We start from the raw sequence: 23,592 nt of genomic DNA, 5'->3' as shown, positions 1-23,592 counted from the left end.
CTGACGGAAAGTCCTTCCCGTGCGTCTCACAGACCGCAGATTCGCCTTCTTGCTGATGCTCCCCGCCACCATCTTCCTCGCGGTGTTCGTGGCGTGGCCACTCGTGCAGTTCGTCTCCGACTCCTTTTTCAAAGTCTCCAGGTTCTCCGGTGCCCCCCGCACCTTCGTCGGACTCGACAACTACGTCACCGCGTTCACCTCGACCGACTTCGGCAATGCAGCTTGGCGGACTCTGGCATACACGGTGATCGTCGTTGTGTTCGAGTTCGTCCTCGGCCTGGCGGTCGCACTGCTCTTCACCGCGTTGGGCGACAAGTCACGGGTGTTCCGTACGATCTTCCTCTACCCCCTCATGATCGCCCCGATCGTCGCGGGCCTCTTGTGGAGGTTCTTGCTCATCGACAACTTCGGCATCATCAACCGGCTGCTCACAGAGATCGGGATCCTGCAAGATCCCGGCCAGATCCAATGGCTGAGCGACCCGCGTATCGCATTGCTTTCAGTGGCGATCCCGGACATCTGGCTGACCACTTCATTCATCACGCTTGTTCTCTTCGCGGGCCTCCAGAACATTCCCGGCGACATCGTCGAGGCCGCACGTCTGGATGGCGCCCGGTACCCGACGATCCTCTTTCGCATCGTCATCCCCCTGTTACGTCCCGTGATCGCAGTTGCTCTCGTCATTCGCGGGATCGACGCCGCTCGCGCCTTCGACGTCATCCTCATCCAGACCAATGGTGGACCACAGCAAAGCACGGAGACAATGTCCCTCCTCATCTACCGCACCTTGGTGCGCTTCGGGGATCCAGGGTTGGCCAGCGCGATGGGCACCGTCTACCTGATCGCCATGCTCGCCGCCTCGATTGTGGCCATTCTGCTGATCTGGCAGCCAGGAAGTGAGAACGAACGATGAACGGTCTTCAGGCCACGCGCATGAGCTCGCGGACAATCCTCTGGATCGCACTTTCGCTGCTGGTGGCGCTGTACGGATTTCCCTTCGTGTACATGCTCTTCACATCCTTCAAGACACCGCTCGAGACCATCGCGGTTCCTCCCAGTGTCCTTCCCACGCAATGGACGATCGAGAACTACATCTCCGCCATCGGTCGTGATGGCGTGGTTGCCTCGTTCGTGAACAGCATCGTCACGGCAGTGCTGAGCACCCTGATCTCGTTGACCCTGGCAGTGCCCGCCGCGTACGCGGTGACCCGCTTCCATACCCGGTTCGGCCAGTTCTTCATCATCGGATCGCTGGTGATGCGAATGGTCCCGCCGATCGTGGTGGGCGTGCCCTTGATCACGATCTTCCGCAACCTGGGAATCTCGGACACCTCATTTGCCTTGGCCATCGCACACGCCACCATCTCCTTGCCATTGTCGATCTGGCTCATGGCGAGCTTCTTCGAAGCCGTACCCGTCGACCTGGAGGAAGCAGCCAAGATCGACGGCGCCTCGCGCCTGGGAGCGTTGTGGAGAGTCGTCCTTCCTGTCACTGCCGGCGGCGTGGCCGTGACGGCCATCTTCGCTTTCCTCGCCTCATGGAATGAGTTCCTGTTCGCCCTCTTACTCACGGCGGTGCGTTCGCAGACTACCCCCATCGTCATCGCCAACTTCCAGACACAGTTCGGACTGGACTGGGGAGGCATGACCGCGTTGGCCATGCTGTACTCGCTGCCGATGGTCCTCCTCGCCCTGGTTCTGCAACGTCACATTGTCGCGGGCCTCACTCTGGGTGCGGTCAAGGGCTGACGCGGGGCACCACGTCAGTCCTGACCAGCGGCGGCAAGCTGGCAGCACGCGGGCTGCCTCAAGGCGAGAGCGAGTTCGTTCACCAGGTCGACCTGGGTGACTAGTATCAGGACAAACCTTGACCAGTGAGGAGATCTGTGGCACAGCAACGGGTGGGAATCCGCGATGTGGCGCGCGAGGCAGGAGTGTCGGTCACCACTGTCTCCCATATCCTCAACAACGTTGAGTCAGCTCGAGTCAGCGAGACGACTCGGCAGCGCGTCAAAGCGACAGCTGCGCGCTTGGACTACGGCCCCAACCTCATAGCCCGAGGCCTTCGCCGCCAGCAGTCCGACATGATCGGGTTGCTCAGCGAGGAGATCGCGACCACGCCGCATGCCGGCCGGATCATCCTCGGCGCCCAGAATGCGGCTCGTGCCCACGGCCTCACCCTCGTGCTGATCAACACTACCCACGGGCCCACCGACATCGACCGCGATGTGCACTCCCTGCTCCGCCAGCAGGTGGACGGCGTTCTTTACGCGACGATGTACCACAGAGAGGTGGATGTTCCACTTGCCCTCTTGGAGGTGCCCACCGTCCTCATCGACGCTGTAGACCGCGCCGGTCGGGTGCCCGCCGTCGTCCCCGATGAACAAAGTGGCGCCCATGCTGCAGTCCTGGAGCTGTTGAGGGCGGGGCATCGCCGCATCGGCTTCGCAACGAACACTGACGACGTACCTGCGACCCGTGGTCGTCTCGCCGGGTACATGGAGGCATTGAATGGGGCCGGAGTTTCCGTCGACCCACGCTTGATCGTGGCACGCGAGTCAGAGACCTATGGCGGCCGTCAAGCGGCTCTTGAGCTACTGAGCAGGGCGGACCGCCCCACCGCCCTGTTCTGCTACAACGACCGTATGGCTATGGGCGCATACCGTGCGGCGGCAGAACTGGGTCTGCGGATCCCGACCGATCTCTCAATCGTGGGCTTCGACAACCAGGAGTTGATCGCTGAGGGCCTCTTTCCCTCTCTCACCACCGTCGCACTTCCCCACCTCGAGATGGGTGAATGGGCTGTCGAGCGACTCAGCGCGATCATCCGAGATCAGTCCAGCCAAACCCATGACCCGGAGGATCTGGACACTCCGGACACTTTCGAACCAGCCGTACTGGAATGCCCTTTGGTGCCTCGCCGTTCCGTTGCCGCTCCACACTGGCAGGCACACGCATAGGGATGTCTCCCCAGCCTCACCGAGTGAGTCACCACAGAACCTGCGCTCATCGAAATCCTCGTCTTGAGGCACGCGCTCCATCTGAATCACATGCCGGCGGCGTCAGCCGATCGCCACGAGAGAGCACCTGCTGCAAGGCTCCATCCGCGAGCTCACGCGCCTCCTGGACGTAGGCGCGCAACGCCGCAAGGTCTGCGACCGGGCCGGCCCCGGCACCCCCTGCCGCACCGGCGCCGCCCTCGTGCTGCCCACGGGCTTCATGGGCGGTGTCGGGCGGCTCGAGGCACTCCTGGACCTTCTACGCCGTGATCGACCAGCAGATGTTCCCCGACTTCTACACCAGCCTCTTCCAGACGCAGGAATGTAGGCAGCAGGTCTACGGCACGCGGAACTCCGCGCAGGTCTGCAACGTCATCCTGTCGACCCCCCTGGGCTGGCTCCACGACCAGATCGGCTACCAGCCCACCTTCCTGGTCATCGCCGGCACCGTGGCCCTGGCGGGAATCTACGCGTTCTTCGTCCTCGAGAAGGACGACGTCGAGGTCCTGGGGGACCCCTTCGTCAGGGAGCCTACGAAGGTCGCCTAGCCGGCGGGAGGCTGCCCGCGCCGGGGCATCGGTGCCGGGCCCGGCACCGGACCGAGCGGCGCCGCCCTCGTCGGAGTACCCCCCCGCCGACCGCCACGGGGACACACCACGACCACCACACACGACGGAGTGAGAGGCAGGACCACCATGACCACCATGAAGGAACAGCTCGAACGGGCGGAGCAGGGCGTCGAGGCCCTCCTGCGAACCCGCAACGACCGTTGGTACCCGACGTTCCACATCGCGGCCAAGGCGGGCTGGATCAACGACCCGAACGGGTTGTCGTACTTCCACGACCGCTACCAGGTCTTCTTCCAGCACCACCCCTTCAGCACGGAGTGGGGCCCATGCACTGGGGACACGTCTCCAGCCCCGACCTGGTGACCTGGAGGCGCGAGCCCATCGCCATGGCCCCCAGTATCGAGGCCGACCGGGACGGGGTCTTCTCCGGTTCCGCCGTGGTCTCCGACGACGGGAAGCTGGTCGTCTACTACACCGGTCACCGCTGGCGCAACGGCGTCAACGAGGACGACGGCAACCTGCAGGTCCAGCGCATGGCCGTCTCCGATGACGGCGTCAACTTCCACAAGCTCGGCACCATCGTCGAGTGCCCGGAAGGGCTCCTGCACTTCCGGGACCCCAAGGTCTGGCGCACGGGGGACACCTGGCACATGGTCTTCGGCGCCTGCTCCGCCGACAAGCGCGGCCAGGTGTGGCTCTACACCTCCCAGGACATGCGCACATGGGCCTTCGACCGCGTCGTCTACGAGGACCCGGACCCCGACGTCTTCATGCTCGAGTGCCCCGACATGTTCCCCCTGGGGGACAAGTGGGTCATCGGGTACTGCCCGATGGGTCCGCGCCCCCAGGGCTACGTCGGTCGCAACGGCCACAACGCGGGCTACGTCGTGGGTTCGTGGCAGCCGGGGGAGGAGTTCCACCAGGAGACCGACTACCGGCTGTGCGACTGGGGGCACAACTACTACGCCCCCCAGACCATGCTCGCCCCCGACGGGCGGCGTCTCGTGTTCGGCTGGATGGGGTCCTTCACGCTGCCGGTGGCCACCCAGGCGGAGGACGGGTGGTGCGGGCAGCTCACCGTCCCCCGCGAACTCACCCTGGGCGAGGACCTGCACGTGCACGCCGTCCCCGCCCGGGAGCTCACTGCCCTGCGCGAGGACACGGTCGACTTCGGGTCCTTCGAACTCGGAGCGAACGAGGACAAGGTCCTCCTGGAGGACGCCGAGGCCGTCGAGATCGAGCTGGAGGTGGACCTCACGCGCACGACCTCGGAGCGTGTGGGCCTCAACGTCCACAAGACCCCGGACGGGCACCACACCTTCGTCTGCTACGACGACCTGGCCCACCGCGTGGTCATCGACCGGCGGGACTCCGGCAAGGGCGACCGTGGCTACCGGGGCGCCCCGTTCACCGGTGACCACCTGAGCCTCAGGGTCCTGGTGGACCGCGGTTCCATCGAGGTCTTCGTCAACGGCGGCCAGGAGACCGTGACCTCCTTCAGCTTCCCGAACGAGGGCGCCCGCGCCGTCGAGCTGACCTCGGAGTCGGGGACGATCGCGGTGGAGTCCCTGCGGGTCCACCACCTGCGCAGCATCTGGGAGACCCCGGACCGTTGAGTCCGGCGGTCGCGGGGTGCGTGCGCACGACCGGGGTCATGCCCTGGTCAGCCGTCGGCCCGCACCACCCCGCGAACCCGGGGCCCACTCCCCCGGACCGCTGCGTCCCCGGGGCGACCTCGGCGTGGCCGAGCGCCCCGGGGACGGGTGACCGACCACGCGCCCTCAGTACCCGGTGAAGGTGTCCGTCACGACCCCGGCAGCTCCCGCGCGGGCGAGGGCCTCCCGCGCTCCGGCCACGAAGTCCGGGGCGCCGGACACGTGGACGCGGCGCCGCGCCAGGTCGGGGCAGAGGGCGAGGAACTCCCCCTCCCCCAGCCCCGCCCGCTGCTCCCGCTCCTCCACCAGGACGACCTCCACCCCGGTTCCGGGCGCCCCCAGGTGCCCGACGAGGGCGGCGTCACCGGGAGTGCGCACCACGTGGACCAGGACCACATCCACTGCCTCGCCCCGCTCGCGCAGGTCGGCGAGCTGACCCAGGAACGGCGTCACACCGATCCCGCGCGCCACCATGAGCACGGGGACCAGGGGGTCCTCGGGCAGCAGGAAGTCGCCGCGGATGCCCTCGCTGCGCACCACCGCACCCGCAGGCCGGGAGACGAGGGCGGCCTTGAAGGCGCTCGGCCTCTCGGGCAGGCGGAATGCCACACGGAGCACCGGGTGGGGACCCTTCGCCTCCCCGGGGGCACTGACCAGCGAGAACACTCGGCGGTTCTCCCGCACGTCGGCGGGAGCGGGCACCGTCAGCTCCAGGTACTGGCCCGCCCGGAAGGACAGTGGGCGTCCCGGGGCCAGGACGACCTCGGCCACGTCGGGAGCCGGCCACCTGACCTCCACGACCTCCAGGTCGCCCGCCGCCCCCCGTCCGGCGAGCACCGCCGCGACGAGGTTCGCCAGGACGATCCCCGCCTCCGGACCCAGCGTGAACACCCACGCTCCCAGGTGCGCGGTCACGGGCAGGCAGACGAGCACACCCATGAGGACCGCGACGCTGTGGCGCTGCCACCTGCGCGGGGGCAGCGTCAGCGGTTCGGTGGCCATGAACAGGGCCAGGAACACCACGGGATACGACACGACGGCCATGGTCAGCGCCGACGCGCTCGGGCTCCCTGCCAGCACCAGACGCAGGGACGTCCCCACCAGTACGACCGAGGCGACCAGGACCGCGACACCACCGCCTCCCGACCGGCGCAGTACCAGCGCGCCCCTGACCAGCACGACGGGCAGCATCCACGCGGTGGCGACCCACCACACCGGGGCGCCGATCCCGACGACTGCGACCACGAGCGCCCCGAAGGCCGCGGGGTTGACCAGGCGCCGACCCCTCACCACCAGCAGGTACTTCGATGCGGTGGCCACCACGGCTGCGGCAGCGGCCGCGAGGACGTCGACGGTGTCGGTGGAGGGCCACAGCAGGAAGAACAGCAGCAACTCCGTGGACAGGGCGGAGACATGGCGCCTGGGGGCATGGACCAGGGAGGCGATCAGGCAGTTGGCGCCGACGGCGACTCCGACGCACACCGCCAGTGAGGACACCAGGTCCACGGAGGACTGCGGCAGGGCCCCCACCAGGGACCCGAGCAGGGCCCAGGCCGCGAGGACGGTGAGCACCGCCAGGAGCAGCGTGTACATGGAAGTACGCCCCAGCAAACGGTCCAGGCGCACGGAGGCACGGGTCATGCGAAGACCTCCCACCGGCGTTCCCCCGTCCCGCTCCACGCGGCGGTGCGGTCCTCGCCCAGGACCAGGGCATCCACCCCGAGGGCCCGTGAGACCCGTGTCGGTCCCTCGAAGAACAGCGCGGTGGTGGCGGCATCGGCGAGCATGGCGCAGGGCGCCGCTGCCCATGTGGCCTGCACGCCCCGCACAGGTCGCCCCGTGCGGGCATCCAGGACGTGGTGGACGCCGGGTGCCCAGGTGCGCCGGTTGGTCGAGGACCCGCACACCGCGCCCCCTGCGGAGGTGACGACGCCGATGACACGAGCCGGGTCCTGGGGATCCTCCAACCCCACGCGGCGTCGGGGACCCACCCCGGCCACGTCCCCTCCGGCGTCCACCAGCACCACGGGGACCCCGTGGGAGAGGACCTCCTCCACGACCAGGTCCACCAACTGCCCCTTGCCGACGGCCCCGACATCCAGGGTGAGGGGGGTGGAGGTGGTGAGCCGGGAGCCCTCCCGGCTCACCACCTCGTCCCACGCGGGGGCCGGGAGGTGGCCGGGGAGGGGCGTGAGGCGGTAGTCGGGCCCGTAGCCGAGATGGACCAGGGAGGCTCCCACCAGGGGGTTCACCGCGCCGTGGGTCAGGTCCCCCAGGCGCTCGTACGTCTCCAGGAGCTCCGCCGCACAGGAGGGCAGCTCGAAGGTGCCCGCGGCACGGGACATCCGGGTGACCAGGGAGTCCTCACGGAAGCGGGAGAACGCCCGGTCGTAGTCCTCGATCACCGTGGACACGGCGCTGCGCACCCGCTCGGGGAGTGGATCGGGAGTCGTGATCCGCCACTGCGTGCCGATCGCCTCGAAGGTCCAGTGGTGGCCGCCCTCGTCGATGCCCCCCGGTGCCGGGACCGCCGCAGCCGGGCCGCCCTCGTCGCCCCGGGTCCCCACCCGCGCGGCAGGACCCTCACTCACCGGCCTGCTCGCGGATCTCCTCCAGGGCGCTGTTGAACCCGGCACCCGTCAGGGACGAGCTCGCGACCGTCGTGACGTCGGCCTCCTCCAGGGTCTTCCCCACGACCTCGGCGGACACGTGCTCCGCGAAGTCCTGCTGGTAGCGCAGTGCCTGGGAGTCGGAGGCACCCGGGGTGACCGTGACGGCGGTGACGGTGCCGTCCTCGAGGGTGAGTTCGACCTCGATGCTCTGCTGCCCGCCGGGGCTGGAGTAGGAGCCGGTGGCGGAGTAGCTGCCGCTGGCCCCCGTCGAGGAGGTGGTCGGGTCCTGCGTCGTCGCACCGGTGCCCTCGAGGGAGGTCGTGGTCGACGAGGAGGCACAACCCGAGGCGAGGACGACGAGTCCTGAGGCGGCTCCGAGGCGGAGGAGGACGGAGGGGCGGGGCATGGGGACTCCTTGGCGGGTGGTCGTGGGCGGTCGGACATGGATCCGGTCCCACGGGTGCTGACGGTGGCACCCGCCGGTTCTGCTGGCGGCAGCACCTCCGGAGCTCCCCGGGGACCGACATGGCAATGCTCGGGCACGGGCCTTGGCGGTCTCGATGACGGTCCTGTCTGTCTCCTGTGGGCTCCTCCTCCCGGCCGACGACTCTCCCCGTGCCCCACTCCGAGGCCCCGTCCGTGACCTCCGCCCGGGGCCCGTGAGCAGGGGCCTCCTGTCAGGGCCTCCCGATCAGAAGGTCCCGTCGATGTCGGAGACCACGACGACCTTCTGGTTGACGAACTCGGTGAGCCCGAGATCGACGAGTTCGCGTCCGTAGCCGGACCGCTTCGTGCCTCCGAAGGGGATGTCCGCCTTCACACCTGTGGGCTGGTTGATGTAGACCATCCCGGTGTCGAGGCGGCGGGCGAGGTGCTGGGCGCGTGCGATGTCCGAGGAGAACACCGTCCCGCCCAATCCGAAGGGTGAGGAGTTCGCGATACTCACGGCGTCGTCCTCGTCCTGGGCACGGTAGAGCTGGGTGACCGGGCCGAAGAACTCCGTGTGTGCGGTGTCGGAGTCCAGGGGGATGTCCGTCAGGAGTGTGGGACGGAAGAAGGCCCCGTGGTCGGGCACGGCCCGGCCGATCTCCTCGACCGTGGCGCCCTCCTCCTTCGCGTGGTCGACCTGGACGTGGAGGATGTCCACGGCCTCCTGGGAGGACAGCGGCGCCAGGGTGGTCGCAGGGTCCATGGGATCACCGGCGACCAGCTCGGCCACACCCTCCCGGTAGACCTCCAGGAAGTGGTCGTACACGGAGTCGACGACGATGAGGCGCTTGGAGGAGGTGCAGACCTGCCCGGCGTTCCAGTGGCGCCCGAAGACGGCCCAGTGCGCGGCCTTGTCCACGTCGGCGTCCTCCAGGACGATGAAGGCGTCCGCGCCGCCCAACTCCAGCGTCGACTTCTTGAGGTTCTGCGCGGCGATGGCGGCGATCGATGCGCCGGCGCCCTCCGAGCCCGTGAGGGCGACGCCGCGCACGCGCGGATCGGCGAGGATCTGCTCCGAGGCCTCGTGGGAGGCGAAGACGTTCGTCAGCACGCCCTCCGGGGCGCCCGCCTCCTGCATCAGACCCTCCATGGCCTGGGCCGCCTGGGGGACGATCGAGGCGTGCTTGAGCAGCATCGTGTTGCCGGCCAGCAGCAGCGGGGCGCCCACGCGCACGACCTGGTAGTAGGGGAAGTTCCACGGCTCGACGGTGTAGATGACGCCGAGGGGGTCATTGACCAGTGCCACGTCCGTGTCACCGTAGCCCTCGGCGTGCAGGAGGCGAGGTCCGAGCAACTCTGCGCCGTGGCGGGCGTAGTACTCCAGGATCTTGGCCGAGAGCTCGACCTCCGCCTCGGCCTCGCCGATGAGCTTGCCCATCTCCAGGGTGAGGATCCCGGCGTAGTGCTCGTGGTCACCGCGCAGGAGGTCGGCGGCGCGCTGGAGGATGCCCGCGCGGTGCTCCGCCGTGGTCGCGCGCCACGCCCTGAAAGCCCGGTCACCGCCGGCGATGGCGGCGTCGATCTGCTCGGGTGTGGCGGTGGGGAAGGTCGCGAGGACCTCCCCGGTGTGGGGGTTGGTGGTGGCGTAGGCCATGGTGTGCTCCTGGCGACCCGGCCCGGGGACGAGGGCGACGCCCGCGCGCCGACGTCCGGTCGCGAGGGGCGGACGACGTCGGGGCGCGGGTACGTCCGGGACCGAGGTCGACAATTTCGTTGACACGTCAACGGTAGGCGTGACAGTGGGCACCGGCAACACGTGCACACGGTGCGACACCATCCATGCCCCGTCCTGGCGCACACGGCTACCCTCGAAGTGATGACCCGACCATCCCGGAACCCCGTTCCCCCACACGCCAGCCCCACCGGCCCCACTCCGACCGTCGCCCCCGCGACCGGCCTCACGCCCGGGGATTCCACGCCAGCACACGCCACCCCGGTTGGTCCCACCCCGGTCGACCCCACGTCGGTGGGTCCCACCGCGATCGAGGTGCGGGGCGCGCGAGTCAACAACCTGCGCGACATCGACCTCGACATCCCTCTCGGGCGCTTCGTCGGCATCACCGGCCTGTCGGGATCGGGGAAGTCCTCCCTGGCCATGGGTGTCCTCTACGCGGAGGGATCCCGGCGCTACCTCGACGCCCTCTCCACCTTCTCGCGTCGCCGCATCGCCCAGCCGGCGCGCCCCGACGTGGACCGTCTCGGGTTCCTGCCCCCGGCCCTCGCGCTGCGCCAACGCCCACCCCTGCCCGGGCCCCGCAGCACGGTGGGCACGATGAGCGAGGTGCTGGCCGTCCTGCGTCTGGTCTTCTCCCGTCTGGGCATGCACCGCTGCCCCAACGGGCACCCGGTCCCGCCCTCGTACCTGCAGGGCGTCTCCCCCCAGCGCACCTGCCCCACCTGCGGGGCGGTCTTCGAGGCACCCAGCGCCGAGGACTTCTCCTTCAACACGCTGGGGGCGTGCCCTCGCTGCCACGGCCTGGGTGAGACCCGCGAGGTCGACCCCTCCACCTTGGTCCCCGACGAGGACCTCTCCATCGACGAGGGCGCCGTCCTGCCCTGGCACGGCCTCATGCGCTCCAACATGCCCCAGGTGGCGGCGGAGCTCGGCGTGCGCACGGACATCCCCTACCGGGAGCTCACCGCGCAGGAGCGCGAGACGGTCCTGCACGGCCCCCGCGTGACACGCCGCATCGTCATCCCGCTCAAGAACGGGTCCGGCGTCGCCCTCAATGCCGCCTACACCAACGCCTTCGAGGCGGTCGAGCAGATCGCGCGCGAGGGCGAGGACGGCGCCCCCTCCTCACGTGCCGACCGCTTCCTCGTGCGCCGAACCTGCCCCGAGTGCCACGGGACCCGGCTGCGCCCCGAGGCCCTGCGCACGACGGTGGCGGGACGCAACATCGCCGAGGCCTGCGCCCTGACCCTGGAGGACCTGGACACCTGGGTCCCGACCGTCGTCGACTCCGTGCCACCCGTCACACGTGAGTTCGCCCGACGCCTCGGCACGGAGCTCGCGCGCGCCCTGGCGCCACTGCTCACCCTGGGTCTGGGCTACCTGGGGCTGGACCGTTCCGGGGACACCCTCTCCACGGGGGAACGCCAGCGCATCCAGTTGGCGCGCACGGTGCTCAGCCGCTCCACCGGACTGCTCCTGGTCCTCGACGAGCCGACGATCGGCCTCCATCCCGCCAATGTCCACGGACTGGTCGACGTCATGCACCACCTGGTCGCCAATGGGAACTCCCTGGTGGTCGTGGACCACGACACCCAGGTGCTGGCCGCCGCGGACCAACTCATCGAGATGGGACCGCGCGCGGGTGAGCAGGGCGGGCGCGTCGTCGCCCAGGGCACCGTCGAGGAGTTGCGTCACGACCCGCACTCGCTCATCGGGCCCTTCCTGGATCCCGGCAGGCAGCGCAGGGTGCGAGACCAGCGACCCGTGTTCCTGGGGGAGGGCGCGATCCGCGTCTGCGTCGGTGACCACTTCAACCTGCACGGGGTGACGGCGACCTTCCCCGTCGGAGCCATGACCGCGGTGACCGGTGTGTCGGGTGCCGGCAAGAGCGCCCTCGTGCTGGACAGCCTCGTTCCCGCCCTGCAGGCCGCCTCCGAGGGCCGCCCGCTCCCCGACCACGTCCAGGAGCTGCACGACGGTGGCATCCGCCGCGTCATCAGCGTGGACGCGACCCCCATCGGGCGCAATGCCCGCTCGACCCCGGCCACCTACTCCGGGGTGTTCGACCCGATCCGTCGCCTCTTCGCAGCGACCCCCACCGCCCGCGAGCGCGGGTGGAAGGCCGGGCACTTCTCCTACAACACCACCTCCGGACGCTGCCCCACCTGCCAGGGCCTGGGCGAACTGAGCCTGGACGTCCAGTACCTGCCCGACATCCCCATGCGCTGCCCGGACTGCGGGGGAGGACGCTACAACCCGGAGACCCTGGAGGTGCACTGGCAGGGGCGTTCCATCGCCGACGTCCTGGGTCTGTCGGTCACTGAGGCCACCGAGGTCTTCGCCGGGGAACCGTCCATCGCCCGCGTCCTGCAGTCCCTGGCCGATGTCGGCCTGGGCTACCTGCGACTGGGGGAGCCGACCCCGACACTGTCCGGGGGTGAGGCACAGCGCCTGCGCCTGGCCACACACCTCCGTCGCGGCCAACGCCACCAGATCTTCGTCTTCGACGAGCCCTCCATCGGACTGCACCCGCTGGACATCCACACCCTGCTCGGCGTCTTCGACCGCCTCATGGACGCGGGCGCCACCCTCATCGTCATCGAGCACGACACCGACATGATCGCCAACGCCGACCATGTCATCGATCTGGGTCCCGGCGCCGGGTCGGAGGGCGGTCGCATCATCTCCACCGGAACGGTCGAGGAGGTCCGCGCCGATCCCGCCAGCCTCATCGGACCGTGGCTGTGAGGTGAGCCGGGCGGGGCGGGTCCGCGCCGATTCGGGTCGGGTCGGGCAGGGCCGCTGGCCCGGGTCGGGCAGTCAACAGACCGGTGTCAGGCCAGGGCCTTGGCCTTGAGGGTCTCGAACTCGGCGGGCGTGATGGCCCCGGAGTCCAGGAGCGAACGCGCCTCGGCGATCTCCTGTGCCGGATTCCGGTTGGCCGTCTGGCGGATGTAGTCCTGGACGCCCTTCTCGGCCGTGATCTGGGCATCGCGACGGCGTTCGTCCATACCCCTGCCGCGCGCGATCAGGTAGATGAGTGCGCCGAGGATCGGCAGCACCATGAGCACGACGACCCACAGCGCCTTCGCGACACCCCCGAGGCGGGTGTCACGGAAGAGATCGGAGATGATCTGGAAGAAGACGATGAGGTATGCCATGAAGAGGAAGATCTCGATGACCAGCCAGAACGACTGCCAGAATGTTGACATGTGTGCCACCTCGTGGGACGGACGTCGATCGACGTGAAGGTTCCGGTCCAGAGCTGATGCACTGGGCCCCATGCACAACTATTCTCGTCAGGGGTGGACTGCCGGACCATCCCCACTTCCGGGGGGTGCAGACGGTACCGTGTCCCCGGGCACGCGCCCACGACTCAGGGGGACGACGGCATGGGAGCGAGACTGGGGCTGGTCGAGGACCACTACCTCGTCATCACGGGACTCCGTGACTGCCTGAGCGAGCTGCCCGAGATCGGCGAGGTTGCCGCCGCCCCGACCGTCGACGAACTCCTCGGTGCCGCACCCGCACCCGACCTCGTCCTCCTGGACCTGCGTCTCGCCGACGGTTCCCGCCCCGCTGACAACGTCGACCACCTCCGCTCACAGGGCTGTGCCGTCATCGCCTACACCTCCGGGGAGAGCGTCGCCCTGCTGCGGGAGGCCGCAGCTGCCAACGTCCTGGGGATCATCTCCAAACGTGAACCCGTGGACGTCATCATCGAGGGCGTGCGCGCCGGGCTGCGAGGAGAGGTGGTCGCCTCGACCGACTGGGCGGCGGCCATCGACGCCGACCTGGAGGCCGCCGTCCACCTCACCCCGCGCGAGCGGGAGGTCCTCGGTCTCTACGCCTCGGGGGAGAAGGCCGACTCGGTCGCCCGCCACCTCAGGATCTCCCGGGACACGGTCCTCGACCACATCCGCCACATCCGCTCCAAGTACGCGGCCGTCTCCCGACCGGCCGACACCAAGGTCGACCTCTACCGCCGGGCAGTCGAGGACGGTGTCCTGCCGGGGGACGCGTGAGCGCGGCGACGACCCCCGGCCCGGGCGGTCGCTCGACCTTCCCCGGTGCCGGTGCGGGAGATGCCACCGGGCCCGACACCGGGCCCGCTGCCGGAGGCAACCCGGGGTCCGGCGCGAGCCCCCGCCCGCACGCCGGAACCGGACCGTCCACCTCGGCACGTGAGCGGGCGGACACCATCATCGCGCGCGCCACCTCCGCCGCCGGCCCCGTCCTGCTGGCTGCGGGCATCGCCTCCGTCCCCGCCCCCTTCTCCGGGGTGGCGGGGTGGTGGGTGGTCCTGGCCGGTCTCGTCTCACTCGCCGTGGTCGCTGCGGTGCCCGTCTCCTGGTGGGCTGGCCGGGAGTGGATCCGACGCGTGTCCACCGCCGTGGTGGTCCTGGTCCCGCTGACGACGCTCACCTTCGACGCCGCCTCAGGAGATGGCGTGTGGCAGGTCCCCTGGACCTGGACGCTGGAGCCACTGGCCATCGGCGCCGCGATCGTCATCCTGCCCGTCCGCTGGGCCTACGTGTACGCCATCACCTCGGTCGCCAGCGTCCCGGCCCTGGCGATCCTCTCGGGCGCGCACCCGGAGCACTCCTGGTGGGGGACCGTGGGACTCCACGTCGGCAACATCGTCTTCGTGACCCTCATCGACGCGATGCGCTCCCAGCTCGCCCGCCAGGCCACGGCCGACGAGGTGGCCCGCTCCACCGCGGAGTCCCGGGCACTGGCCCTCGCCTGGCAACGCGAGCGCACCCGGGTCGACGGGGTCGTCCACGACGAGGTCCTCGCCACCCTGCTCGCCGGCGCGGTCGCGACCCCCGCGACACGCGACGCGATCGCAGAGCAGGCGGGTCAGACCCTCGGTCTCCTGGAGCGCTGGCGAGAACTGGACGTCCCGACGGGAGGCGCTGGGGGTGGTGGCCCGCTCCCACTCCCGTCCGGGAAAGCCACGGGAGGCTTCCGTGAGGACCTCAGGGTCCTCGCCGAGGGCTCGGGCGCCCACTTCAGCGTGTCCGGGCCGGGCCTCGTGGTCCCCACGGATGTCAGGGGTCTCGTCACCGCCGCCGCCCGGCAGGCACTGCGCAACTGCGCGCTGCACGCACCGGGCGCCGCCGTGACCCTCGGCATGGACACGACCCACGGCGTCCTCCTGGTGACCGTGACCGACTCGGGGCCCGGCTTCGACCCCACCACGGTTGCCCCCCAGCGCCTCGGGATCCGTGTCGGCATCCTGGAGCGCATGAGGTCCATCGCCGGAGGCTCGGCCCGCGTCCTCTCAGCCCTGATCCACCGTTTTGGGGTGGGTGGGTCGAGTGATCCCGTGGGAGGTCTCGTGGAGGGGTGTGGGTGTGACTGGTTCTCCGACCGCTGGTGTCGGCTTGTCCTGGGGTTCCTCGGGGTTGGGCCCGGTGGGGCTGTGTGGGTGGTGGTCAGGCCGCGATGGGCGGGTCGCTGCCGGTGGCGTGGTCCCACAGGTCCATGAACTCCTGCTGCCAGGGCCAGTGGGTGGGGTAGTGCAGGAATCGGCGCCTGGAGCGGTGGGCGATGCGGGCTGGCACCATGACCAGGCGCTGGCGGATGGTGGGCATGCGGGCGGTGTTCATGCCCGCCTTGTGGGCTGCGGCGCGAGAGATGTTGAAGGCGAGGATGGCCAGCTGCAGCCAGGCGGCGTTGGCGGTGAAGCGGCCTGAGGGCAGGTGGGCCAAGGCGTTGCCCTTCAGTTCGGCCATGACTTGTTCGATGATGGCATGGCCTCGGTGGCGCTCATCGGCTTCCAGCATGGCCAGGGTGGAGTTGGTGAGTGAGGGGTGGTACCTGTACGTGTCGAAGAGTTCCCCCTGACCCGTATGAGCCTTCGTGTTCAACCGCTTGACGCGTCGCACGATCAGGCGGCACGTCACCTGGTCCTTCTTGGGGTGAGAGGTGAAGGCGGTTGAGAAGGGACTTCAGCGACCTCAGCGTCACTGATCCACTCTCCGGTGTCTTCTTCGAAGATGGCGTCCGGGTAGTGGATCCCCACCCAGGCATCTTCCTCGATCATGGTGATGGCTCGGATCACGCTCGACCATTGGGGCACCGTGACGGAGAACCAGCATCCGGCGTCTTGGAAGGCGTGGACGAAGGTGCAGGTGCAAAACGCGCTGTCAGCCCGACCCATGATCTGGGCTGCGGGGCGGACCTTCTTCGCCAGGGTGAGGGCTCTCGTGGCATGCCAGGCAGCATGATCCCCCGACTTCACGTTGCCGCGACGCAGTTGGGCCCCAGCGATGACGGGCGCAGAGTGCTCGGTGCTGATGGTGGCAACCAGGGCATTGAGACCCTTGACATGGTTGTACCCATACGCCACCGCTTGCTTCGCGTACCCGTGCACCTCGCGAATGTGGGGGTACCTCCCGCTTGCGGGGGAGCATCGAGGTCGACCATCACCAGCTCATCACTGCCGAAGAGGGTGGGGACCAGGTGTGCGAGGTTGGCTTGGAGATCCCGGTTGATGGCCCCCAACTGGAGAGTGTGACCATGGGTGAAGGACCTGAGGTGCGTCCCCAACGTGGAAGGAGCACGCACCGCCCCCAGCACTTTCGCTGTTCCTCCTGACCGCAAGACATCCATGCCGTCAATCGTGTCGGCACCGGCCAGCATGCCCGCCACCAGCGCGCGGACCTTCACGGGCGCGTTGGGGGAAGCCACCGTGAGGCGCGCCTTCAGCAGACCTGTGAAGCCTGCCCGCTCGGCCAGGCCCATCACCGCAGGCAGGCCCCCAGCCGACACCAAGTGATCCTCATCGAAGACGGGCGTGAAACGGCGGGTGTGAGTGTGAGACGATTGCACCTCGAAGATGCCCCCTCGACCTGGTCAAATGGATTGTCTACCAACACCCATTGTCCCAGATCAGAAGGGGCATCTTCTCTGTTCCGACACCCCAAAACCACCCCCACAACGGTGGATCAGGGCTCAGGACCCGGCACCGGCACCCGCATCCTCCTGACCTGGCAGCCTCCGTCGGAGGAACCGTCATGAGCGCCTCCCCCGACCCGCGTGCCACCCCACCGGGACCCCGGACGACGGACGTCACCTCGGCCTCCGGCATCACCTCCCGGGCCATGCGGCGGGCCCTCATGGTCTGCTGGGTGATCGGGACATCCCTGTCCGTCCCAGCCTGGGCCGGCGGCTCCGTCGCCGGTTACCTCCTGTGCTCGGCCTGGCTCGGGGTGTCGTCCTACCTCGTCACCTCACGCGAGCCCTGCCTGGGGCCCGTACGCGCGGGCATCATCGCGGCCGCCCCGACCGTCGCCGCCTGCACCCTGCTCCTGCCCCTCGACTCACCCCCGGACAGCCAGATGTGGGCCTGGCAGTTCTCCGGGAACCTCCTCGGCCTCCTCGCCGCACGGGGTGCCCGCGCTGCCGGCGCGGCCGGTCTCGCCGCACAGGTCGCGCTGTTGACGTTCTGGCTGGCAGGACTCCCCTCCACCTCGCTGTTCTCCGCCACCGTCGAGATCCTCGTCGCTTGCCTCCCCTTCGCCGTCGGACTGGTGTGGTACCAGATCCTCCGCACGAGCCTCCGATCGGCCCGGATCAGCGACGAGGCCGCGGAGTTGGCACGCCTGGAGGCCGATGCCGCCCGCACCGCCACGCAACGCGGGCTGGAGCTCATGGACCTCGTGTCCACCCGATCCGCTCCTCTGTTGGAACGTCTGGCCGGGGGCGACCCCACAGCGACAGGCAGGCAGTGCCTCGTCACGGAGGCCTCCGTGCGGGACCTCATCCGTGCCCCGCGGTTGACGGTGCCACCGCTCGCCGACGCCGCAGCCCACGCCCGGGACGAGGGCGTCGCCGTCACCCTCCTGGACGACGGCGAGGAATCCCTCCCCGTCCCACCGGGTGTGCTCGCGGAGGTGGCCGCCCTCGTGGAGAGGTCTGCGCGGATGGGTGCCACCCGGGTGCTGGTCCGGGCGCTGCCGTCGGGGCGGGCGGACTCCATGACGTTCCTCGCCGACGGCATGCCCAAGGACGCGGCCCTGCGGAGGCGCTGGAGCTTCCCCGGCTGACAGGGGCGGGCGGTGGCCGCCCTCGTCCCCCCTCCCCTGCTGCATCCGCCCCCGCCGCCTGATGGTGGCGGCGGGAGCACCTCCGGGGCGCTGTGGCTACAGTCCTGCGCTCGTCACGCCGGACTCGGCCTGCTCGGGTGTGAATCCCTCGTACTGCAGCTGCTCGACCAGGCCGGAGTGCGAGAAGGACGTCATGTCCAGGTATTCCTTGGCCTTGGCCGCGGCCTGGGCGTTCCAGTCGGTGCCCAGGGAGTCGACAGCACTGGTCGCGTCCTGTTCGCTGAACTTCTCGTAGACGAGCTGCTCGATGAGTCCGCTGCGGGAGAACGCCTGGAAGGAGAGGTAGTCCTCCGCCTTCTTGGCGGCCTGCTCACCCCAGTTCGCGCCGATGTTGTCCACCGCGTAGGTCGCATCTTCGGTGGGGAACCCCTCGTACTCGAGCTGCTCGACCAGCCCGTCCCGGGAGAAGGCCTGGAAGGAGAGGTAGTCGGAGGCCTTCGACAGCGCCTGCTGCTGACTGGCCGTCACCCCCTGGGTGTCGGCGGCAGGGGCCGCGGTCTCCTCCTCGGGGGTCGAAGTCGCCTGCGGTGTGGTCTCCTCCGGGCTCGGCGAGGTGGAGGCGTCCGCACTCGCCACGGTCGGGGTGGGCGAGGAGATCGCCGGTGCGGTCGAGGCTCCTCCGGCACTCGATGTGTCCGGCGAGAGGGCACCGATGACCATGGCCAGCACGATGACGGCACCCGAGACCGCCCAGGCGATCTTCGGCTCGTTCCCGGCACCGACCACCTTGCGACCCCTGGCGTCGGTCGCATTGCCGGTGAGGGTGAGGATCAGGTCGATGAGTGCCCAGAGGCCGAGTCCACCCATCGTCACCAGCTTGAGCACACCGGTCCCGGTCTTGCCGAGGTAGAACCTGTCGGCGCCGAACCCACCCAGGAAGAGGGCGAGGAGCCAGGTGGTGACGAAACTCTTCTCCGAAGGGCCGTCGGCCAGGGCCTGGGGAACACCCGGTCCCGCCTGGTAGGGGCCGGGCGTCTGGTAGGAGCCGGGCGTCTGGTAGGAGCCGGGCGTCTGGTAGGGGCTGGACTGGTAGGGGCCGGGCGCCTGGTAGGGGCCGGACCCCGGGTAGGGGGCCTGATGGGGAGTCTGCCCGACTGGGGGTGCGGCGTACGGGCCCTGGCCCGCTGCGGGCGCGGGGTAGGGAGACTGACCTGTCGGAGGACCGCCGTAGGGGGACTGCGGCGTAGTGGCTCCCGGATGGGGAGACTGTCCGGTCGGAGGACCGCCGTAGGGGGACTGCGGCGCGCCGGGCGCGGGGTAGGTGGACTGTGCCGCGGTTGGCGCCGTGAACACTCCCGCCCCGCCCGGGGGCGTCACGGTCGTGTTCTCCCCCGGCCCTGTCACAGACGGGTCCTGGTTCCCACTCGGGGGCGCGAAGGGGTTCTGGGACTCCGAATGTCCTTCACCCGGCGTCCCCGGAGTTCTCGTGTCGCTCATGGTTTCCTCGCAGACAGGTCGATGGAGATGACCCGGCTCCAATCCTTGCGCGATTGCATCACTCCCGATCCTTCTCAGGCGACGCAATCGCACCAGGACGGAGCGAAGACCCACGAACCGATCTCGGCAGCGACGGGCTCGGGTCATTGGCCAGAGCCTAGAACAGCATCTGCGCGGCGTCTGGATCTGTTCTGATAAGGGGGATTATCACCGCTAGCATTGCCCCGTAGCCCGTGCACGGCCTATCTTTTCCGCAACACCCGAACGATTGCGACACCATCACTGAGGAGGAGCGATGAACACCTCACCGATCTCGCTCTCCCTGGCCGATGTCGCTCGGCTCGCCCACGTCCAACGACCGGTCGTCTCCATGTGGCGTCGACGCACGAAGGAAGGCTCACCCTTCCCCGCACCGTTGCCTGACGGTCGCTTCCCGGCCGAAGCCGTGGTCAACTGGCTGGAAGAAACCGGCAGGGGCAAGAACCCGGACCCTCGTGCCGAACTCTCCGTGTACGCGACGACATCGGCCGGTGCCGACGCTGGCCAACTGCGAACACTCCAGGTCCTGCTGACCGCACGGGTCCTGCTCGATGCACCTCTTGCCGCAATGCACTTCGAGGATCTGCTCGATTCCGTCGATGGCATTGATCCCGATGATCAGTTCCTCTTCCGCGAGGTCGAGGCGATCGGTGCCGAGCATTTCCCGACGCTTGCCGCCAAAGCTGACTCTCTCGCTGACGCCGCGTGGCATCCACGCAACGCCTACGAACATCTCGAGGACGCCCTCGTCCGGCAGACCCGGCCTGGAGTGGAGCACCCGCATCGTGACCGGCTCAGCGACCACCTCCTGAGGATTCAACGATCTCTCGGGGAGCACACGACGAGTGCGGGAGGCGAGGTCGTCGACGTCGACGGTGCGTGCACTGACGCCGTCATCGCACTGCTCGATGACGAGGATGTGCCCGATCCTGGTGTGCTCGTGACCGGCACCGAACCTGATCGCTCGGTGTTGCGCAGGTATCGCATCCACGGCTTGACGCCCCGGTGCGCCACCCCTGAGGAGGACTGGGAGCTTCCGGACCACTGCACCATCCTCACACGACTTACCGATGCTCCCTCGGAAGCCTTCGATGTACTCGACAGCATTGAGTGGCAGCTGCCCCGGGGTGGCCGGATGCTCGTCATCGGCACCGCGGAAGCGCTCATCGACCGCCTGCCAGTCACACTGGTCGCTTCCCGCGACCGCTACCTACGCGAGAATCTGCTCCGCGCAGCCGTGCGCCTGCCACAGGGTCAGACAGCTGACGGATCACAGACACGCCTGGCACTCTGGCTCCTCACCCGACCTGCCGACGAAGCCTCGGGGCTGCGAGTCGCAGATCTGGCCGGACGGAATTTCGGGAACACGTCGGCACAGGCACTCCTGGACGATCTGATCGCCGCCTGCAGCCCGGCTAGAGCCCGAGTGCGCTCGTTCTCGGCGCTCGTCACAGTCGACCGAACGCAAGTCATCGCCCGAAGCTCCTCATTGCTCGACGCCATCGGCATGGTCGCGACACGCGGCCAGGAGACCGCCGCGGATGACGCCGCACGTCTCATCGAGCTCAGGACAGCACTGAACACTCCTCCTCCTGAGGTGCTCCCACCCGCGACACCCACCATGCGCGAGGCGACCCCCCACTGGGCTGCACTCGGCCAAGTGATTGACTCGCGGGAGGCCGCCCTCGTGCCCGGAGCACGCCTGGAGGACACTCCGGGCGGAACGACGCCACTGTGGAACCCTGCGGCCGTCACCGCCGGAGAACCACGGACGGTGGACCTCGTCCGCGTGGTCGGACTCCACCCGCACGTCCAGCTCACCGAGCCCGACGACGTGGTCTTCACCCTGCGTCCGCAGCCGGCCGCGACCGTGGACCGCGACGGCGGCGCCGTCGTCGCCTACCCGGCCCGCGTGCTGCGGGTGCGCTCACACCGCCTCGCCCCGACCGCCATCGCTACCGCGATCAACTCCGCGCCCTCGGGCAATGCGGCGTGGCGCAGCTGGCGGGTACCAGTGGTGCAGATGGACCGGGGACAGGCCGACGAGATCCTCGCGCACCTCGACAGCTACGAGACGAACCTCCGCCTACGGGGCGCCCAGCTCGCCGAGCTCCGGAGCATCGTGGACCGCTCGGTACTCTCGGGCGCGATCGAACTCGACACCCGTACAGGACTTGACCACGAGCCGCCCACATCCGTCGGCGGCGCCCCCCACCAGAAAGGCCGCCCATGACTTCGAGGACGAAACAGCCACCCACCCCCTCCACACCACCGGAGCTCCGCGACACCCTCTGGAAGGCCGCGGACAAGCTGCGCGGCTCCATGAGCGCATCCCAGTACAAGGATGTCGTCCTGGGCCTGGTCTTCCTGAAGTACGTCTCCGACGCCTTCGAGGAACGTCGCAGGACGATCGAGGCGCAGCTGCATGAAGAGGGTTTCGACGAGGATGCCATCGAGGAGACCCTGGAGGACCCGGACGAGTACACCGCCCAGGGCGAGTTCTGGGTCGACCCTGACGCACGGTGGAAGTACCTGGTGGAGTCCGCCAAGGCCCCCGGCATCACCCAGAAGACAATCGGCCAGCGCATCAACGAGGCCATGGACCTGCTCATGGACTCGAACCCCTCCCTGGCGGGCACCCTGCCGCGCCTGTTCAACCGCGACAATGTCGACCAACGTCGACTTGCAGAGCTCCTGGACCTCATGAACTCCGTCTACTTCAGTGGGCAGGGAGCGGCCCGGGCACGCGACCTGCTCGGTGAGGTGTATGAGTACTTCCTCGCGAAGTTCGCCCTCGCAGAAGGACGACGCGGGGGCGAGTACTACACACCGGCGAGCGTCGTGCGAGTGATCGTCGAGGTGCTCCAGCCACGCAAGGGCCGTGTGTACGACCCGTGCTGCGGGTCCGGCGGCATGTTCGTGCAGGCCGAGAAGCTGCTCGCCGCGCACGACGAGGACCCGACCAACCTGTCCGTGTACGGACAGGAACTCAACGAGTCGACGTGGCGGCTCGCGAAGATGAACCTGGCCATCCACGGGATCGACGGGAACCTGGGGCCGCGGTGGGGCGACACCTTCGCTCTCGACTTCCACACAAGTGTGTCAATGGACTACGCGATGGCGAACCCTCCGTTCAACATCAAGGACTGGAATCGGCGGGAGGAGGACTCCCGCTGGGTCTACGGCGTTCCACCTGCCCGCAACGCCAACTACGCGTGGATGCAGCACATCATCTCCAAGCTCGGACCCGATGGCGTTGCGGGCGTCGTGATGGCGAATGGTTCGATGACCTCCAACACCGGCGGCGAAGGGGAGATCCGCGCTCAGTTGGTGGAGAATGACCTGGTCGCCTGCATGGTCGCCCTACCGGACAAGCTCTTCCGGTCGACCGGAATTCCCGTGTGCCTCTGGTTCTTCGCGAAGAACAAGCGCGCAGGCCACGGTGGCTCCAAGGATCGCCGCGGCGAGGTGCTGTTCATCGACGCGCGTTCCCTGGGCCACATGGCAACCAGGGCGGAGCGCGCCTTCTCCGACGCGGACATCCATCGGATCTCGGACACCTACCACGCCTGGCGCGGGATGGAGCAGCTGGGGCTCGGCACGGTCGACGCCACCGACACCGGCGCAGCCCCCGCCGACAAAGAGGGGGACGAGGGCGGCTCCGACGGGATCGAACCGCTGGTGGAGTACCGGGACGTCCCCGGGTTCTGCAAGTCGGTGACACTCGCCGAGATCAAGTCAGCTGACTATGCACTCACCCCGGGTCGCTATGTCGGGATGCCACCTGCGCCTGAGGATGCCGAGCCCCTCGAGGACAAGATCGAGCGGCTGACCCAGCAGCTCAATGACCAGTTCAAGGAGTCCGACCGCCTCCAGGCCGTCGTCCGCGAGCAGTTGGGGAGGTTGTGATGCGTCGGACCACCCTTGGAGCAATTTGCGCCCTCTCAGGCTCGATTCAGACTGGCCCTTTTGGAAGCCAACTGCATGCTCGTGAGTACAC

The 23,592-nt window shown here is 68.8% G+C and carries 19 protein-coding genes and 1 pseudogene; 12 read left to right on the top strand and 8 right to left on the bottom strand.

Going from position 1 to position 23,592, the window contains the following annotated elements:
- Positions 1–19: 19 nt before the first annotated feature.
- The 6 genes and pseudogenes from BQ9890_RS12365 (at position 20) to BQ9890_RS16950 (ending at position 5,184) form a co-directional block, all read left to right on the top strand.
- Positions 20–913: a carbohydrate ABC transporter permease gene (locus BQ9890_RS12365; protein WP_075891895.1), complete on the top strand. Its 894-nt coding sequence runs from the start codon at positions 20–22 to the stop codon at positions 911–913.
- Positions 910–1,749: a carbohydrate ABC transporter permease gene (locus BQ9890_RS12360; RefSeq protein WP_075891893.1), complete on the top strand. Its 840-nt coding sequence runs from the start codon at positions 910–912 to the stop codon at positions 1,747–1,749. Before BQ9890_RS12365 ends, BQ9890_RS12360 begins: the two co-directional genes overlap by 4 nt.
- Before the next feature lie 137 nt (positions 1,750–1,886).
- The gene (locus BQ9890_RS12355; protein WP_075891891.1) at positions 1,887–2,960 is read left to right on the top strand and encodes a LacI family DNA-binding transcriptional regulator; all 1,074 of its coding nucleotides are present in this window, start codon (positions 1,887–1,889) and stop codon (positions 2,958–2,960) included.
- 305 nt (positions 2,961–3,265) lie between these two features.
- Positions 3,266–3,547, top strand: a complete 282-nt coding sequence (locus BQ9890_RS12350) for an MFS transporter (protein WP_078062439.1) — start codon at positions 3,266–3,268, stop codon at positions 3,545–3,547.
- Positions 3,548–3,694: 147 nt separating this feature from the next.
- Positions 3,695–4,614: pseudogene (locus BQ9890_RS16955) on the top strand (glycoside hydrolase family 32 protein); the annotation flags it as partial.
- Complete coding sequence (locus tag BQ9890_RS16950; RefSeq protein ID WP_407638917.1) at positions 4,606–5,184, top strand: GH32 C-terminal domain-containing protein; 579 nt, start codon at positions 4,606–4,608, stop codon at positions 5,182–5,184. The pseudogene BQ9890_RS16955 and the gene BQ9890_RS16950, both read left to right, overlap by 9 nt.
- Before the next feature lie 165 nt (positions 5,185–5,349).
- Here the strand turns inward: BQ9890_RS16950 and BQ9890_RS12340 are convergent, their stop codons facing one another.
- The 4 genes from BQ9890_RS12340 to BQ9890_RS12325 all read right to left on the bottom strand — a co-directional run bounded on the left by BQ9890_RS12340 (position 5,350) and on the right by BQ9890_RS12325 (position 9,918).
- The gene (locus BQ9890_RS12340; RefSeq protein WP_075891887.1) at positions 5,350–6,864 is read right to left on the bottom strand and encodes an FAD-dependent oxidoreductase; all 1,515 of its coding nucleotides are present in this window, start codon (positions 6,862–6,864) and stop codon (positions 5,350–5,352) included.
- The gene (locus BQ9890_RS12335) at positions 6,861–7,814 is read right to left on the bottom strand and encodes an FAD:protein FMN transferase (protein ID WP_143226343.1); all 954 of its coding nucleotides are present in this window, start codon (positions 7,812–7,814) and stop codon (positions 6,861–6,863) included. The genes BQ9890_RS12340 and BQ9890_RS12335 overlap by 4 nt, the downstream gene beginning before the upstream one ends.
- Entirely contained in the window at positions 7,807–8,241 is a 435-nt protein-coding gene (locus BQ9890_RS15500; RefSeq protein ID WP_075891885.1) for a hypothetical protein, read from the bottom strand. The genes BQ9890_RS12335 and BQ9890_RS15500 overlap by 8 nt, the downstream gene beginning before the upstream one ends.
- 285 nt (positions 8,242–8,526) lie before the next feature.
- Positions 8,527–9,918 (bottom strand): NAD-dependent succinate-semialdehyde dehydrogenase, encoded by a 1,392-nt coding sequence (locus BQ9890_RS12325; RefSeq protein ID WP_075891883.1) that lies wholly within the window; start codon positions 9,916–9,918, stop codon positions 8,527–8,529.
- A gap of 372 nt (positions 9,919–10,290) precedes the next feature.
- Between BQ9890_RS12325 and BQ9890_RS12320 the strand changes: the two genes are divergently transcribed.
- Complete coding sequence (locus BQ9890_RS12320) at positions 10,291–12,747, top strand: excinuclease ABC subunit UvrA (RefSeq protein ID WP_075891881.1); 2,457 nt, start codon at positions 10,291–10,293, stop codon at positions 12,745–12,747.
- Positions 12,748–12,833: 86 nt separating this feature from the next.
- Here the strand turns inward: BQ9890_RS12320 and BQ9890_RS12315 are convergent, their stop codons facing one another.
- Positions 12,834–13,211, bottom strand: coding sequence for an SHOCT domain-containing protein (locus BQ9890_RS12315; protein ID WP_075891879.1), 378 nt, complete (start codon positions 13,209–13,211; stop codon positions 12,834–12,836).
- Positions 13,212–13,391: 180 nt separating this feature from the next.
- Here BQ9890_RS12315 and BQ9890_RS12310 point away from each other — a divergent pair, with 180 nt between their 5' ends.
- Both BQ9890_RS12310 and BQ9890_RS12305 read left to right on the top strand, forming a co-directional pair.
- Positions 13,392–14,024 carry a response regulator transcription factor gene (locus BQ9890_RS12310; protein WP_075891877.1) on the top strand — a complete coding sequence of 211 codons (633 nt, stop codon included), beginning with the start codon at positions 13,392–13,394 and terminating at the stop codon, positions 14,022–14,024.
- Positions 14,021–15,493 (top strand): sensor histidine kinase, encoded by a 1,473-nt coding sequence (locus tag BQ9890_RS12305; protein WP_075891875.1) that lies wholly within the window; start codon positions 14,021–14,023, stop codon positions 15,491–15,493. The genes BQ9890_RS12310 and BQ9890_RS12305 overlap by 4 nt, the downstream gene beginning before the upstream one ends.
- On the opposite strand, the gene BQ9890_RS16430 is transcribed toward BQ9890_RS12305, so the two are convergent.
- Positions 15,441–15,911, bottom strand: coding sequence for a transposase (locus BQ9890_RS16430; RefSeq protein ID WP_078062249.1), 471 nt, complete (start codon positions 15,909–15,911; stop codon positions 15,441–15,443). The two genes, BQ9890_RS12305 and BQ9890_RS16430, sit on opposite strands and share 53 nt — an antisense overlap.
- Positions 15,908–16,381 carry a transposase gene (locus BQ9890_RS16425; RefSeq protein ID WP_078062248.1) on the bottom strand — a complete coding sequence of 158 codons (474 nt, stop codon included), beginning with the start codon at positions 16,379–16,381 and terminating at the stop codon, positions 15,908–15,910. The genes BQ9890_RS16430 and BQ9890_RS16425 overlap by 4 nt, the downstream gene beginning before the upstream one ends.
- 643 nt (positions 16,382–17,024) lie before the next feature.
- Here BQ9890_RS16425 and BQ9890_RS12295 point away from each other — a divergent pair.
- The gene (locus tag BQ9890_RS12295; protein WP_075891873.1) at positions 17,025–18,056 is read left to right on the top strand and encodes a hypothetical protein; all 1,032 of its coding nucleotides are present in this window, start codon (positions 17,025–17,027) and stop codon (positions 18,054–18,056) included.
- Between the two features lie 96 nt (positions 18,057–18,152).
- Here BQ9890_RS12295 and BQ9890_RS16420 read toward each other — a convergent pair whose 3' ends face one another.
- The gene (locus tag BQ9890_RS16420) at positions 18,153–19,553 is read right to left on the bottom strand and encodes an Ltp family lipoprotein (RefSeq protein WP_230297933.1); all 1,401 of its coding nucleotides are present in this window, start codon (positions 19,551–19,553) and stop codon (positions 18,153–18,155) included.
- A 295-nt stretch (positions 19,554–19,848) separates the two neighbouring features.
- Between BQ9890_RS16420 and BQ9890_RS12280 the strand changes: the two genes are divergently transcribed.
- Entirely contained in the window at positions 19,849–21,825 is a 1,977-nt protein-coding gene (locus tag BQ9890_RS12280) for a hypothetical protein (protein ID WP_075891871.1), read from the top strand.
- Positions 21,822–23,501 (top strand): class I SAM-dependent DNA methyltransferase, encoded by a 1,680-nt coding sequence (locus tag BQ9890_RS12275; RefSeq protein WP_075891869.1) that lies wholly within the window; start codon positions 21,822–21,824, stop codon positions 23,499–23,501. The genes BQ9890_RS12280 and BQ9890_RS12275 overlap by 4 nt, the downstream gene beginning before the upstream one ends.
- Positions 23,502–23,592 lie beyond the last annotated feature (91 nt).

It is taken from the genome of Actinomyces provencensis (genome assembly GCF_900155435.1).
In the GTDB taxonomy this organism is placed as follows: domain Bacteria; phylum Actinomycetota; class Actinomycetes; order Actinomycetales; family Actinomycetaceae; genus Pauljensenia; species Pauljensenia provencensis.
This window is presented reverse-complemented; position numbering and strand designations above follow the sequence as displayed.

Bases quoted from the DNA above. Each gene is read 5' to 3' on its own strand.
- BQ9890_RS12360 (WP_075891893.1), top strand. From the start codon at position 910: ATGAACGGTCTTCAGGCCACGCGCATGAGCTCGCGGACAATCCTCTGG.
- BQ9890_RS12340 (WP_075891887.1), bottom strand. From the start codon at position 6,864: ATGACCCGTGCCTCCGTGCGCCTGGACCGTTTGCTGGGGCGTACTTCC.
- BQ9890_RS15500 (WP_075891885.1), bottom strand. From the start codon at position 8,241: ATGCCCCGCCCCTCCGTCCTCCTCCGCCTCGGAGCCGCCTCAGGACTC.
- BQ9890_RS12325 (WP_075891883.1), bottom strand. From the start codon at position 9,918: ATGGCCTACGCCACCACCAACCCCCACACCGGGGAGGTCCTCGCGACC.
- BQ9890_RS12315 (WP_075891879.1), bottom strand. From the start codon at position 13,211: ATGTCAACATTCTGGCAGTCGTTCTGGCTGGTCATCGAGATCTTCCTC.
- BQ9890_RS12310 (WP_075891877.1), top strand. From the start codon at position 13,392: ATGGGAGCGAGACTGGGGCTGGTCGAGGACCACTACCTCGTCATCACG.
- BQ9890_RS12295 (WP_075891873.1), top strand. From the start codon at position 17,025: ATGAGCGCCTCCCCCGACCCGCGTGCCACCCCACCGGGACCCCGGACG.
- BQ9890_RS16420 (WP_230297933.1), bottom strand. From the start codon at position 19,553: ATGAGCGACACGAGAACTCCGGGGACGCCGGGTGAAGGACATTCGGAG.
- BQ9890_RS12280 (WP_075891871.1), top strand. From the start codon at position 19,849: ATGAACACCTCACCGATCTCGCTCTCCCTGGCCGATGTCGCTCGGCTC.
- BQ9890_RS12275 (WP_075891869.1), top strand. From the start codon at position 21,822: ATGACTTCGAGGACGAAACAGCCACCCACCCCCTCCACACCACCGGAG.